Annotated in this window: 12 protein-coding genes; 7 read left to right on the top strand and 5 right to left on the bottom strand. The window is 66.5% G+C overall.

The window, feature by feature from the left end; genetic code table 11:
- The first annotated feature begins 107 nt into the window (after positions 1 to 107).
- The 3 genes from EPO55_RS20820 (at position 108) to EPO55_RS20810 (ending at position 3028) form a co-directional block, all read left to right on the top strand.
- Complete coding sequence (locus tag EPO55_RS20820) at positions 108 to 1103, top strand: TRAP transporter substrate-binding protein (protein ID WP_296339157.1); 996 nt, start codon at positions 108 to 110, stop codon at positions 1101 to 1103.
- A 90-nt stretch (positions 1104 to 1193) separates the two neighbouring features.
- Positions 1194 to 1709, top strand: a complete 516-nt coding sequence (locus tag EPO55_RS20815; protein WP_296339156.1) for a TRAP transporter small permease — start codon at positions 1194 to 1196, stop codon at positions 1707 to 1709.
- Complete coding sequence (locus EPO55_RS20810) at positions 1706 to 3028, top strand: TRAP transporter large permease (RefSeq protein ID WP_296339155.1); 1323 nt, start codon at positions 1706 to 1708, stop codon at positions 3026 to 3028. The genes EPO55_RS20815 and EPO55_RS20810 overlap by 4 nt, the downstream gene beginning before the upstream one ends.
- 77 nt (positions 3029 to 3105) lie before the next feature.
- Here EPO55_RS20810 and EPO55_RS20805 read toward each other — a convergent pair whose 3' ends face one another.
- Positions 3106 to 4041 carry a nitronate monooxygenase gene (locus EPO55_RS20805; RefSeq protein WP_296339154.1) on the bottom strand — a complete coding sequence of 312 codons (936 nt, stop codon included), beginning with the start codon at positions 4039 to 4041 and terminating at the stop codon, positions 3106 to 3108.
- A 158-nt stretch (positions 4042 to 4199) separates the two neighbouring features.
- Positions 4200 to 5696 carry an alpha/beta fold hydrolase gene (locus tag EPO55_RS20800; protein WP_296339153.1) on the bottom strand — a complete coding sequence of 499 codons (1497 nt, stop codon included), beginning with the start codon at positions 5694 to 5696 and terminating at the stop codon, positions 4200 to 4202.
- Between the two features lie 112 nt (positions 5697 to 5808).
- Between EPO55_RS20800 and EPO55_RS20795 the strand changes: the two genes are divergently transcribed.
- Positions 5809 to 7053: an MFS transporter gene (locus EPO55_RS20795; RefSeq protein ID WP_296339152.1), complete on the top strand. Its 1245-nt coding sequence runs from the start codon at positions 5809 to 5811 to the stop codon at positions 7051 to 7053.
- Entirely contained in the window at positions 7050 to 7187 is a 138-nt protein-coding gene (locus EPO55_RS20790; RefSeq protein WP_296339151.1) for a hypothetical protein, read from the top strand. The genes EPO55_RS20795 and EPO55_RS20790 overlap by 4 nt, the downstream gene beginning before the upstream one ends.
- A 1-nt stretch (position 7188) precedes the next feature.
- On the opposite strand, the gene hslU is transcribed toward EPO55_RS20790, so the two are convergent.
- Together hslU and hslV are read right to left on the bottom strand one after the other, a co-directional pair.
- The gene (gene hslU, locus EPO55_RS20785) at positions 7189 to 8499 is read right to left on the bottom strand and encodes an ATP-dependent protease ATPase subunit HslU (protein ID WP_296339149.1); all 1311 of its coding nucleotides are present in this window, start codon (positions 8497 to 8499) and stop codon (positions 7189 to 7191) included.
- An 8-nt stretch (positions 8500 to 8507) separates the two neighbouring features.
- Positions 8508 to 9068, bottom strand: coding sequence for an ATP-dependent protease subunit HslV (gene hslV, locus EPO55_RS20780; protein ID WP_296339148.1), 561 nt, complete (start codon positions 9066 to 9068; stop codon positions 8508 to 8510).
- Between the two features lie 83 nt (positions 9069 to 9151).
- On the opposite strand from hslV, the gene EPO55_RS20775 reads away from it, so the two are divergent.
- Positions 9152 to 10402: an FAD-dependent oxidoreductase gene (locus tag EPO55_RS20775; protein WP_296339146.1), complete on the top strand. Its 1251-nt coding sequence runs from the start codon at positions 9152 to 9154 to the stop codon at positions 10400 to 10402.
- Here EPO55_RS20775 and EPO55_RS20770 read toward each other — a convergent pair.
- Positions 10399 to 11151, bottom strand: coding sequence for a SprT family zinc-dependent metalloprotease (locus EPO55_RS20770; protein WP_296339145.1), 753 nt, complete (start codon positions 11149 to 11151; stop codon positions 10399 to 10401). The genes EPO55_RS20775 and EPO55_RS20770 overlap by 4 nt on opposite strands.
- 45 nt (positions 11152 to 11196) lie before the next feature.
- Here EPO55_RS20770 and EPO55_RS20765 point away from each other — a divergent pair, with 45 nt between their 5' ends.
- The gene (locus EPO55_RS20765; RefSeq protein WP_296339143.1) at positions 11197 to 12384 is read left to right on the top strand and encodes an aminotransferase class V-fold PLP-dependent enzyme; all 1188 of its coding nucleotides are present in this window, start codon (positions 11197 to 11199) and stop codon (positions 12382 to 12384) included.
- The last annotated feature ends 76 nt before the right edge of the window (positions 12385 to 12460 follow it).

Genomic DNA, 12460 nt, shown 5'->3' with positions numbered 1-12460 from the left:
TGCCGACGCTCCTTTTCACATTCTGGCATGACCAGTCGTTCCCATGCATAGTCCTTACCAAGGGCCGATGGCAGTAGCCAAAAACGAGGCCTCCGGAGGAAAAATCGATGCAACGCAGAACCCTGGTCCGCGGCCTTGCCGCCGCGACCGTCGCCGCACCGTTCGTCAGCACGGCCGGCGCCCAAGCACCCATCACGCTGAATGGCGCCGTTCAGTTCAACGACGACCACGCCTTCAACAAGGCGCTGCTCCGGTTCGAGGAACTGGTGAAGAAATACTACGGCAAGCCGGTCAACTTCGTCCTGCACCGCAACTCGGCGCTCGGCCTCGAGAAGCAGTATTTCGAGTACATGGCGCAGGGCAAGGCGGTCGACTACGGCATCGTCTCGCCGGCCCACATGTCGACCTTCTCCAAGGCGGCACCCTTCATCGACGCGCCGTTCCTGTTCCGCGATCTCACCCACTGGAACAAGGTGCTCGACGCCGATCTCCTGAAGCCGGTGGCCGACGAGATCGCGACCAAGGCCAACGTCATGCTGATCGGCTATGCCGGCGGCGGCACGCGCAACATCTTCATCAACAAGCCGATGAGCACGCTGGCCGAGATCAAGGGCCTCAAAGTCCGCGTCCAGGGTGCGCCGATCTGGTCCAAGACCTTCGCCGCGGCAGGCATGTCGCCCACCGTCATCGCCTACAACGAGGTCTACAACGCCATCCAGAACAACGTCATCGCCGCCGGCGAGAACGAAGCGGCCGGCGTCGAGACGATGAAGTTCTACGAAGTGGCCCCCAACCTCGCCATGACCGAGCATGCCATCACGATCCGGCCGATCTGCTTCTCGGGCAAGACCTTCAAGACTCTGCCCAAGGACCTGCAGGATGCGATCATCAAGGCCGGCAAAGAGGCGGGCGCCTACGGACGGCAGGTCGAAAGCTCAGAGGACGCGCAGAAGCTGGAGGCGATGGAGAAAGCTGGCAAGCTGAAGCGCATCGCCTTCAAGGACCGGGCACCCATGAAGAAGATGGTCGATCCGGTGATGGAAGCCTATGCCAAGGAAATCGGCGCCGACGCGATCTTCGTCAAGATCGTGAACCTGAACTGATCCGGGACCGCGCAGCGGGCATTCCGCCCGCTGCGCTCCTTCTCCGCAAACCCCGGCGTTCCCTCTGGCGTTTCTTCCGTACGGTTCCCGATGACCTCCCCAGTTGTTTCGCCGCCCAGCCTCTGGCGCCGGTTTACGGCCGCTTACGCCCAAACCCTGACCGCCCTGCTGGCGCTGTCGGTGGCGATCCTCGTCATTCCCGTCACGCTGCAGATCATCTCGCGCTACACCGCGCTGATCCCGTCCTACATCTGGACCGAGGAGATGGCGCGCTTCCTGTTCATCTGGATGATCATGATCGGCGCCATGGTCGGCGTGCGCGAAAGCGCGCATTTCGAGGTCGACGTCTGGCCCAAGCTGCCACGGCGCGGCGAGGCTGCCGTGCGCATTACAGCCCGGCTCGGTGTCCTGGCGATGGCGCTGATATTCGTCTGGGGCGGCATCGAATTCACCGACTTCGCCTGGCATCGCACCTCGGAGCTGGCCGAGCTGCCACTGTGGCTGATCCACATCGCCTGGCCGGTGGCCGGCGTCACCTGGATCGTCTTTCTCGGGGAACAATTCGTCGATGAGACCCGGATCCTGCTGGGCAGGACCGCGCCATGAGCAGCGCGGCGGTATTCACCTCCGGTGAGGCGGCGGCGATCCTGTTCGGTGTCTTCTTCACGCTGCTGATCCTGCGCGTGCCGGTGGCCTTCGCGCTGGGACTTGCCTGCCTGCCGCTGTTCTACTTCGAGCCGCGGCTCGGGACCATGATGCTCGCGCAGGAGACCTTCAACGCCTACAACTCCTTCATCCTGCTCGCGGTGCCATTCTTCCTGCTGACGGCCAACCTGATGAGCGTGGGCGGCATCACCGACCGGCTGGTGACGCTCTCGCGCGCCGTGGTCGGCAGCTGGCCGGGCTCGCTTGCCCAGATCAACGTCGTGCTCTCGGTGTTCTTCGCCGGCATCTCCGGCTCCTCGACGGCAGATGCCGCCAGCCAGAGCAAGATCTTCATCGATGCCCAGACCAAGGAGGGCTACGACCTCTCCTTCTCGATCGCCATCACCGCCGTATCGGCCGTGCTGGCGGTGGTCATTCCGCCCTCGATCCTGATGATCGTCTGGGGCGGCCTGATCTCGACCTCGATCGGCGCACTCTACCTCGCCGGCGTCGTTCCCGGGCTGCTGATCGCGGGCGCCCAGATGGCGACGGTCCACGTCTACGCCGTGCGCCGCGGCTATCCGACCTATCCGCGCTCGACCTTCCGCCAGCTCCTGTGCGCGGTCTGGGTGTCGATTCCGGCCCTGATGACGCCCTTCATCATCGTCGGCGGCATCCTGCTGGGCTGGTTCACCGCCACCGAATCGGCCTGCGTTGCGGTGCTCTATTCGGCAGTGCTGTCGATCGTGGTCTACCGCGAGATGGGTGCACGCGGCCTCTACAACGCGCTACTCGACACCGGAAAGCTTGCCTCGGTGGCGCTGTTCTGCATCGGCACGGCCAGCGCCTTCGGCTGGCTGCTGGCCTACTACAAGATCCCGCAGGAGCTGCTGGCCAATGTCTCGACCTGGGGCATGGGCGCGATCGGCGTCGGCTTCTTCATAGCCTTCGTGTTCCTGGTTGTCGGCTGCTTCCTCGATGCGATCCCAGCCATCATCATCGTCGGCACGGTGCTGGAGCCGCTCGCCAAGTCAGTCGACATGCATCCCGTCCACTTCGCCATCGTCTCGATCGTGTCGCTGGCTTTCGGTCTGGTGACGCCACCTTACGGCCTCTGCCTGATGATCTCCTGCGCCGTGGCCGGCGTGCCGCTGCGCTTTGCGCTCAAGGACACGATGATCATGCTGGTGCCGATGATCCTGGTGCTGGCGGCGATGATCGTCTGGCCGGAGATTCCGCTGTTCCTGCCCCGCCTGATCGCGCCCGATCTCCTCAAGTAGCTGGAAGCGCGCCACTCCGGTGGTGCATCTTCTCATGAACATGAGCGCCACTGGAGTGGCGCGCTCCCAGCAATCAGCTAAAACGCTCCTGCGAACGATCGCTCGCCCTGCCGCTTGCGGATGGCGTGGAAGCCCTCGACCGTGCGGCCGATGATGTCGGCCACGGGCAGGACCTCGTGGATCAAGCCGACGGTCTGGCCGGCCAGCGCCAGCGAGGCCTCCATGTCGCCGCCGAAGTAGACGTCGCGGACATTGCCGAACAGGGACCTGTCGAACGAGCCCTCGCGGTCGATCGCCTTGGCGCGCTCGGTCCTTAGCGCCCGAACGCACGGCGAGGATTTGCGGTTGAGCATCACCGTGCCGGTGTCGTCGGCATCGACGATCGCCTGCTTGTAGTTCTTGTGCACCGGACTTTCGGCGGCGCTGACGAACCGCGTACCCATCTGGATGCCCTCGGCGCCCAGCGCAAAGGCCGCGGCCATGCCACGCCCGTCGCAGATGCCGCCGGCGGCGATGATCGGCACGTCGGTCCGCTCGCGCACCGCCTGCAGCAGCACCAGGGTCGAGACATCGTCGGGATTCTTGAAGCCGCCGCCCTCGCCGCCCTCGACGATCAATCCGTCGACGCCCGCGTCCACCGCCTTCAGCGCCGAGGAGAGGTTGGGCACGACGTGGTAGACGGTGAGGCCCGCGGCCTTCAGCGTCGGCAGCAGCTTGGCCGGCGATCCGGCCGAGGTGCTGACGAACTTCACGCCGCTCCTTGCCACCAGGTCGACGACACGCGGCTCCTTGATGAACAGGATCGGCAGGTTGACGCCAAACGGCTTGTCGGTGAGTTCCTTCATTTTCTCGATCTCTGCCAGGCAGGCATCGACCTCGCCGCTGGACGTCTCGATGATGCCAAGGCCGCCGGCGTTGGACACCGCCGAGGCGAGCTGGCTGCGGGCGATCCAGCCCATCGGCGCCTGCACGATCGGGTATTTCACGCCGGTATGGGCGAGCACGCGGTTCATTCAGTCGTCTCCTCGGCAAAAGGAACCTCATGCTGAGGAGGTCGCGACAGGGGCATGTGAATGCCCCGAAGCGGCCGTCTCGAAGCATGGGCCACACACCCTGACTGTGGCCATCCTTCGAGACGGCCCTTCGGGCCTCCTCAGGATGAGGACTATCATCACGGCAGGTTGCGCACGCGTTCGTAGGCAGCGGTGAAGTTGGGCGGCGTGTCGGCCCGGCAGGGCAGCGCCCGCTTGGGGTTGGGATCGTCGATGAAGCCGTCGCGCAGGCGGCTGGCGCAGGGATCCTGGACGACGACGCCGTGGCCCTGGGAACGGAACACGACGTGACGCGACGACGACAGGGTCTTGGCCGCGTCGCTGCCCCAGGCCGGCGGGGTGAGCCAATCATAGCCGCCGCTCAGCAGCAGGGTGGGAATCTCGGAGTTCACCGGCTGGCGCTCGGCCATCGGTGCGGCCGGGACGCGCCACAACTGGCAAAAGGCCGAAGATTTGCTGAGCCGGGCATTGAGGCCGTAGAGGCCGTTGGCCTCGATCTGCTTGCGGCGCGCCGCCCGGTCTATGGCCGACCAGGTCTCGCGGCATTCGATGCTGTTGTAGAGGCCATCGAACTGCTGGGCGTTCTGCTCGAGCAGGCCGCCGTCGTTGCTCTCGAGGTCCTCGGCGAACATGCGGAGCAGGCGGAGGTCGCCGCGTGCGATGGCGGCCGTCGTCTCGGGAATGAGCGCCGCCTCGCCCTCGCGCATCATGTGCAGCAGCACCATCAGGAGCTTGGCGCCATCGAGCCGCGTCGTCTGCGCGCCGTCCTCGAGCTGCAGCGTCAGTAGCAGAGAGGCGCGCTCGGCGGCCTCGATCGCGCCTTCGACCGTGGCGCGGACCTTCGGATGCCGTTCGCGGCAGACCGGGTCGGCGGCACAGTCGGCATAGAGCCGATCGAAGGTGCGGCGCACGATCTCGGGCTCGTTCTGCTCGCCGTTCACCTGGGGCGGATAGACCCCGTCCAGCACCGCGGCGCGGACCAGCCTGGGATGCCGCCGCATCACCTCGAGCGCCCAGCGCGTGCCATAGGACACGCCGTAGAGATTGACCTTCGCGAGGGAGAAGGCCGCCACGAGGTCGGCGACATCGTCGGCCAGCGCCGGCGTCGTGTACATCGTGAGGTCGATCTTGCGCCGCTCGATCGAGGCCCGGCAGCTCACCAGGATGTCGCGCTCCTGCTTCTCCGTGACCGCCCGTCGCCGCGCCTTGGCGGGCTCGGAGCTGCGCGGATCGAAGCAATCGAGATTGGGGGTCGCGCCACCGGCGCCGCGCTGGCTCATGATGATGACGTCGCGGCGTTTGCGGATGTTGGCGGTCTCGTTCCACCAGTCGCCTTCGGCCAGGGCGTCGGCGCCGGCACTCGACGCCACCAGCGGCGCATCGCCGGGACCGCCCGAGAGATAGACCAGGGGCTCCGGGCTGGTGGTGCGCTTGGCCTTCAGCACGGCGACCTTCAGGCGAATCTCGCGGCCCACCGGCAGCTCGCGATTCTCCGGCACGATCAGCACGAAACATTCGACGCGGTCACCGCGCGGCGGCTTGAAGGTGCAGCGTTCGCGCTCCAGCCGAGGCGCTGCAAGCGCGTTTCCTGCCAGAACCAGCAGGAATACTGCCAAGCCATACTGAAACCACGGTCGGACCATGGACTTGTTTTGCCACATCACCGCTTGTGACGGCATGAAGTAATTCTATGGGCCGCCCCAGGCCGAATGCCTTAAGTTGCCGGTCATGACCCCCCGTTCCTATTGGACCGCCGTTTGGTGCGGTTTCCTCGTCCTGACCATCGGTCTCGGCGTTCGCCAGAGCTTCGGAATTTTCCTCAAACCCGTTTCGGCCGAGCTGCACGTCGGCCGCGAGCTGTTCTCGTTCGGCACCGCCGTCTCGATGCTGTTGATGGGCGCCGTGGCGCCCTTCTCGGGCCGGCTGGCCGACCGCTTCGGCTCGGCGCCCACCATCGCGGGCGGAGGCGCCGTCTATGTGCTGGGCATGATCGTGACCGCCACGATGCATGACGGCTTCATGCTGATCCTGGGCAACATCCTGGTCGGCATTGGCCTCTCGGCCGCGACCTTCGGGCCAGTGCTGGGCGTGATCCTGCGCGTGGCCCCGCCCGCCAAGCAGGCACTGGCCGTGGGCATCTGCTCGGCCGGCGGCTCGTTCGGCCAGTTCTTCATCGTCCCGCTGGCGGCCGTGCTGCAGAGCTATTTCGGCGACTGGCGGCCGACCATGTGGGCGCTCACGATCCTTGCCGTCCTGATCATGGTGCTGCCGATCGGGCTGAACGACCGCAAGGAGATCGCCGCCTCCAAGAAGGGCAGCGGCGGCAGCCAGACGACCCGCGAGGCACTGGCCGAGGCCTTCGGCCTGCGCAGCTACGTGCTGCTGGTGACGGGCTACTTCGTCTGCGGCTTCCACGTCGCCTTCGTCGGCGGCCATCTGCCGGCCTATATCTCCGACAAGGGGATCGGGCTGTCGCTATTCGGCATCGAACTGACGCCGATCGAGCTCGGCGGCTGGGCGATCGGCATGGTGGGCCTGTTCAACATCGCCGGTGCCATCCTGTGGAGTTCCATGGGCGGCAGGTACAAGCGCAAGAACCTGCTGACTCTCCTCTACCTGCTGCGCTCGCTGGTGTTCCTGGGCTTCATGATCGCGCCGCTGTCGGCCGCCTCGGTGCTGATCTTCGCGGGTTCGCTGGGCTTCCTGTGGCTGGGCACGGTGCCGCTCACGACCTCGCTGGTCGGCTTCATCTTCGGGCCGGTGCATGTGACGATGCTGAACGGCATCGTCTTCTTCGGTCACCAGGTCGGCAGCTTCGTCGGCGGCTGGGGCGGCGGCCTGCTGTTCGACCTGCAGGGCAACTACGACACCATGTGGTGGATCTCGATCGCGCTCGGCCTCGTCTCGGCCGCCATGCACTGGCCGATCGTCGAGGAGCGCCTGCCGCGGGCGGCGGCGCTGCAGCCGGCATGACGGCGGGCTGGCAGGCGGCACTTCTCTGGGGTGCCGCCGCCCTCGTCGTCGCCGCGACTGCGCTGTCGTTCGTGATGTGGGGCCTGAATGGGCCTGCCTATCTGGTCGACCTGATCGCCGCCTATTGCCTCTAGGCTAGAGCACGAACTTGCTGAGATCGGTGTTCTTGGCGAGCTCGCTCACATGGGCGCGGACATAGGCGGCATCGATCTCGACCTTGTGGCCGGGCGAGTCCGAGGCGGTGAAGCTGATCTCTTCCAGCAACTTCTCCATCACGGTGTGCAGCCGCCTGGCGCCGATGTTCTCGACCGTCTCGTTGATCTCTGCCGACAGCCGCGCCAGCTCGTCGATGGCGTCATCCTTGAACGTGAGATCGACCTTCTCGGTGGCCAGCAGCGCCTTGTACTGCTTGACCAGGCTCGCCTCGGGCTCGGTCAGGATGCGGCGGAAATCGTCCTGGCCGAGCGAGGCCAGGCTGACACGGATCGGCAACCGGCCCTGCAACTCGGGCAGCATGTCCGAGGGCTTGGCCATGTGGAAGGCGCCGGAGCAGATGAACAGCACGTGGTCGGTCTTCACCGGGCCGTGCTTGGTGTTCACCGTCGTGCCCTCGATCAGCGGCAGCAGGTCGCGCTGCACGCCCTCGCGGCTCACGTCGCCGCCGCCGCGGAATTCGCTGCGCGCCGTGATCTTGTCGATCTCGTCGATGAAGACGATGCCGTTCTGCTCGACCGATTCGCGGGCCTCGCGCACCACCCGCTCCTGGTCGAGGAGCTTGTCGCTCTCCTCGCGCATCAGCGCCTCGTGGCTCTCGGCCACGGTCATCTTGCGCTTCTTGGTGCGGCCGCCGAAGGCCTTGCCCAGCATGTCGCCGATATTGATCATGCCGACCGAGCCGCCGGGCTGGCCGGGCACCTCGAACTGCATCGGTGAGCCCGCGTCGGCGACCTCGACCTCGATCTCGCGTTCGTTCAGCTCGCCGGCGCGCAGCTTGTGGCGGAAGCGGAGCCGCGTCTCCTCGCTGGCGTTGGGGCCGCAGAGCGCATCGAGCACGCGGTCTTCTGCGGCCATTTCGGCCTTGGCGCGCACGTCCTTGCGCAGACGCTCGCGCGTCATGTCGATGGCGGCTTCCATCAGGTCGCGCGCGATCTGCTCGACATCGCGGCCGACGTAGCCCACCTCGGTGAACTTGGTCGCCTCGACCTTCAGGAACGGCGCGTTGGCGAGCTTGGCGAGGCGGCGCGCGATCTCGGTCTTGCCGCAGCCGGTGGGGCCGATCATCAGGATGTTCTTGGGCAGAACCTCTTCGCGCAGCCCTTCGGGCAGCTGCAGGCGGCGCCAGCGATTGCGCAGCGCAATGGCCACGGCGCGCTTGGCGTCCTGCTGGCCGACGATGTGCTTGTCGAGTTCGGAGACGATCTCGCGGGGGGAAAAGTCGTTGCTCATTACGCTGCTCAGAGCTTCTCGATGATGACGTTATGGTTGGTGTAGACGCAGATCTCGGCAGCGATCTTCATCGACTTGCGCGCGACGGCCTCGGCGTCGAGGCCCTCGATGTCGATCAGCGCGCGTGCGGCGGACAGCGCATAGTTGCCGCCCGAGCCGATGGCGAGCAGGCCGTCCTCCGGTTCGAGCACGTCGCCCGAGCCCGACAGCAGCAGCGAGACGTCCTTGTCGGCCACGGCCATCATCGCCTCGAGCCGGCGCAGGTAGCGGTCGGTGCGCCAGTCCTTGGCGAGTTCGATGCAGGCGCGCAGGAGCTGGCCGGGATGGCGTTCCAGCTTGCTCTCGAGCCGTTCGAACAGGGTGAAGGCGTCGGCCGTGGCGCCGGCGAAGCCGGCCACGATCGAGCCGTTGCCGAGGCGGCGGACCTTCTTGGCGTTGGCTTTGACGACAGTCTGGCCCATCGAGACCTGGCCGTCGCCCGCCATCACGACCTGGCCGCCCTTGCGGACGGAGAGGATGGTTGTGGCGTGCCAGCCGGGTGTCGGGGAATTGTCGGAGGGAGCGGACATGGCAACGTAAATAGTGATTCATGGCGGCAAATCAATCGCCAAGCCCTTCCCGGCTCCTTCACGGGTCATGCTAACGTCTTGCCATGAGTGATCAGGATCCTGTCATCGTTGTCGGCGCCGGCATTGTCGGCACCGCGGCCGCCCGCGCCCTGCAGCGCGCCGGCCATAGCGTCACCCTTCTCGACAGCGCCGAGCCCGGGCGGGCCACGTCGTTTGGCAATGCGGGCTTTCTTTCCCTCGACAGCCTGATCCCGCTGGCCAGGCCCTCGACGCTGAAGAGCCTGCCCAAGATGCTGACCGACCGCACCGGGCCGCTCACGCTGCATCCGCCCAGCCTGCCCTGGCTGCTGCCCTGGATGGCGCGCTTCGCGTTGGCCGCGCTCAACCCGGCCGAGGTGCAGAAGGGCAAGGAGTCCCTCAAGGCGCTGATGATCGAGGCCGACATCGCCTGGAAGGCGGAGATCCAGGCATCGGGCCTTGGCGAGCTCTTCCAGACCAAGGGCGCGCTCTATGTCTACGAAAGCGAGGCGGCCTTCCTCGCCACCGACGAGATGCGCGGCCTGCAGGCGGGCAAGGGCACCGACTTCGAGATCGTCGACGGCAATCGCGCCCGCGAACTGGCACCCGGCCTCAGCCCGCACATCGTGCGCGGCATCCACTATCCGAACGGGACGCACACCATCAATCCCTATCGCGTGGTCGAGACCCTGGCCGAGCGTTTCACCGCCGACGGCGGCACGATCCTGCGCGGCCGCGTGCGCGGTTTTGGCCGTGACGGCAATCGTGTGACCTCGGTGCAGATCACCGACCAGTCGCTGCCGGCCAAGGCCGTGGTCATCGCCGCGGGCCGCGCCTCGGGCGAGCTCACGCGCCTGCTGGGCTTCAATGCACCGCTGGTCGCGGAGCGCGGCTATCATGTCATGGTGGCGCCCGACAACCTGCGCTTCGACCTGCCCGTCAGCCCGCCCGAACGCGGTCTCTTTTTCACGCCCATGCAGGAAGGGCTGCGCATCGCCGGCACCGTCGAGCTCGCCGCGCCCCACCAGCCGCCGTCGTGGCAGCGCGCCGACCTGCTGGTGAAGCATCTAAAAGATATCTTCCCCGGCGTCGGCGGCGCGGAGCAAAGCCGCTGGATCGGTGAGCGCCCGACCTTGCCCGACTACCGCCCCGCCATCGGCCGCGCGCCGCGCCTGGCCAATGTCTACTGCAGCTACGGCCATCAGCACCTCGGCCTCACGCTGGCCACGGCGAGCGGCCGGCTGATCGCGCGCCAGATGGAGGGCGAGACCCTTCCGGAAACGCTCGAGGGCTGCAATCCCGGCCGCTTCGGCTAAGCGCCGTACTGCAGCAGGACCTCGCCGTTCTTCTTGAGCCAGGTCTGCGGACCCTCGATCGGGCTATCGCACAGCATCCGGGCGAGCGCCCAGAAACGCGGGCCGTGGTTCAGATGGACGAGATGGGCGACCTCGTGCGCCACCAGATAGTCGAGCACCTCGGGCGGCGCGAACACCAGGCGCCAGGAGAACGACAGGGTGGCGTCGGGTCCGCAGCTCCCCCAGCGCGAGCGACTGTCGCGCACGGTGATGCGCTTTACCGACCGTTCGACGCGCAGCGCCTTGGCATGGACCAGCGGCACCAATTGGCCCTTGAGTTCGGCCGTCAACCAGTCGCGCAGCCGGCGCGGCAGATGCTCGGCCCTGCCGGCGACATGGATTTCCGGACCCTCCCGCCACACCGTCCCCCGGCGATCTTCGCGGTGGCGGACCAGGTGCGGCGCACCGAACAGCGGGATCTCGGCGCCATCGACGAAGGGTTTTAAGTCCGGCAGGCGCTTCAGCCGGGCCGCGATCCAGCCCGCCTGGGCGTGGGCGAAATCGACCGCCGTGCCGCGCGCCATGCGCAGTGGCGCCGTCAGCACGATGCGCCGCCTGGCCGAATCCACGCGCAGCGAGGCGCGGCGGGCGCGGGCGGAACGCAGGAAAGTCACCGGCAGGGGTTCGCCGGCATGAGCAATGGTCAGTTGCTCCGGCTCCGGCGCGGCTTTAGGCAGGACGAGACGACGCACGATGTCCGACAACGACATGGCCAGAATCATACAACAAGATCATACAACAGGGAGACTCCTGACGTGAGCCTCGATATCGCCCGCCTGCGCGCCGAGACCCCCGGCTGCGCCCATGTGCTGCATCTCAACGCCGCCGGCTCCGCCCTGCCCAGCCAGCGCACGCTGGACGCCACGCTTGGACATCTGCAGCTGGAAGCCGAGATCGGCGGCTACGAGGCCGCCGACAAGGCACGCGATACGCTGAACGGGTTCTATCCCTCGGTCGCCCGGCTGATCGGCGCCGAGGCTGAGGAAATCGCCTTCATCGAGAATGCCACGCGGGCCTGGGACATGGCGTTCTACTCGCTCGACTTCAAACCCGGCGACCGCATCCTGACCTGCGTCAGCGAGTATTCGTCCAACTACATCTCCTACCTGCAGGTCGCCAAGAAGACCGGGGCCGAGATCGTGGTCGTGCCGGACGACAGGCACGGCCAGATCGACCTCGGCGCGCTGGAGCGGGCGATCGACAAGCGCACCAGGCTGGTGTCGATCTCGCATGTACCGACCCAGGGCGGGCTGGTGCAGCCGGCCGAGGCCGTCGGCAAGATCGCCAATGATGCGGGCATCCTCTACCTGCTCGACGCCTGCCAGTCGGTCGGCCAGCTCCCGGTCGATGTGAAAAAGATCGGCTGCGATTTCCTGTCCATGACCGGCCGCAAATATCTGCGCGGGCCGCGCGGCACTGGCTTTCTTTATGCCAAGCAGGCGACGACGGCGCATATCGAGCCGGTGTTTCTCGACAACCACGCGGCGCGATGGACCGACGATAATGCCTACACGGTCATGGGCGACGCCAAGCGTTTCGAGAACTGGGAGCGCTACTTCGCCGGCGTCATCGGGCTGAAAGTCGCCGCCGACCAGGCAAACGAGCTTGGTATGGACGCGATCTGGGCGCGTCTGCGCGAACTGGCCGACGGCCTGCGCGCCCGGCTGTCGATGTTGAAGGGCGTCACCCTGACCGACCTCGGCAAGGTGCGGGGCGGCATCGTGACTTTCGCGGTGGCGGGCGCCGATCACAATGCGCTCAAGCTGGCGCTGCAGGCGCAGGCGATCAACGTCAGCGTGTCGACGCAGTTTTCGTCGCGGCTCGATCTGAAAGGGCGCGGCCTGCGCGACGTCATGCGTGCCTCGGTGCATGTTTACAACACCGAGGCCGAACTGGACCGGTTCGTGGCGGCGCTGGAGGCTGTGATCAAACGAGGGGGATGACCCTCTCCGGCGCTACGCGCCACCTCCCCCGAGACGGGGGAGGAGTCTGATTCTTCTCCTCCCCCGTCTTACGGGG

The organism is Reyranella sp. (genome assembly GCF_004296935.1).
Taxonomy (GTDB): domain Bacteria; phylum Pseudomonadota; class Alphaproteobacteria; order Reyranellales; family Reyranellaceae; genus Reyranella.
This window is presented reverse-complemented; position numbering and strand designations above follow the sequence as displayed.

What these genes read in the sequence shown, in the direction of transcription:
- EPO55_RS20775 (WP_296339146.1), top strand. Translation starts at nt 9,152, where the DNA reads ATGAGTGATCAGGATCCTGTCATCGTTGTCGGCGCCGGCATTGTCGGC.
- EPO55_RS20790 (WP_296339151.1), top strand. Translation starts at nt 7,050, where the DNA reads ATGACGGCGGGCTGGCAGGCGGCACTTCTCTGGGGTGCCGCCGCCCTC.
- EPO55_RS20820 (WP_296339157.1), top strand. Translation starts at nt 108, where the DNA reads ATGCAACGCAGAACCCTGGTCCGCGGCCTTGCCGCCGCGACCGTCGCC.
- EPO55_RS20770 (WP_296339145.1), bottom strand. Translation starts at nt 11,151, where the DNA reads ATGTCGTTGTCGGACATCGTGCGTCGTCTCGTCCTGCCTAAAGCCGCG.
- hslU (WP_296339149.1), bottom strand. Translation starts at nt 8,499, where the DNA reads ATGAGCAACGACTTTTCCCCCCGCGAGATCGTCTCCGAACTCGACAAG.
- hslV (WP_296339148.1), bottom strand. Translation starts at nt 9,068, where the DNA reads ATGTCCGCTCCCTCCGACAATTCCCCGACACCCGGCTGGCACGCCACA.
- EPO55_RS20795 (WP_296339152.1), top strand. Translation starts at nt 5,809, where the DNA reads ATGACCCCCCGTTCCTATTGGACCGCCGTTTGGTGCGGTTTCCTCGTC.
- EPO55_RS20815 (WP_296339156.1), top strand. Translation starts at nt 1,194, where the DNA reads ATGACCTCCCCAGTTGTTTCGCCGCCCAGCCTCTGGCGCCGGTTTACG.
- EPO55_RS20810 (WP_296339155.1), top strand. Translation starts at nt 1,706, where the DNA reads ATGAGCAGCGCGGCGGTATTCACCTCCGGTGAGGCGGCGGCGATCCTG.
- EPO55_RS20805 (WP_296339154.1), bottom strand. Translation starts at nt 4,041, where the DNA reads ATGAACCGCGTGCTCGCCCATACCGGCGTGAAATACCCGATCGTGCAG.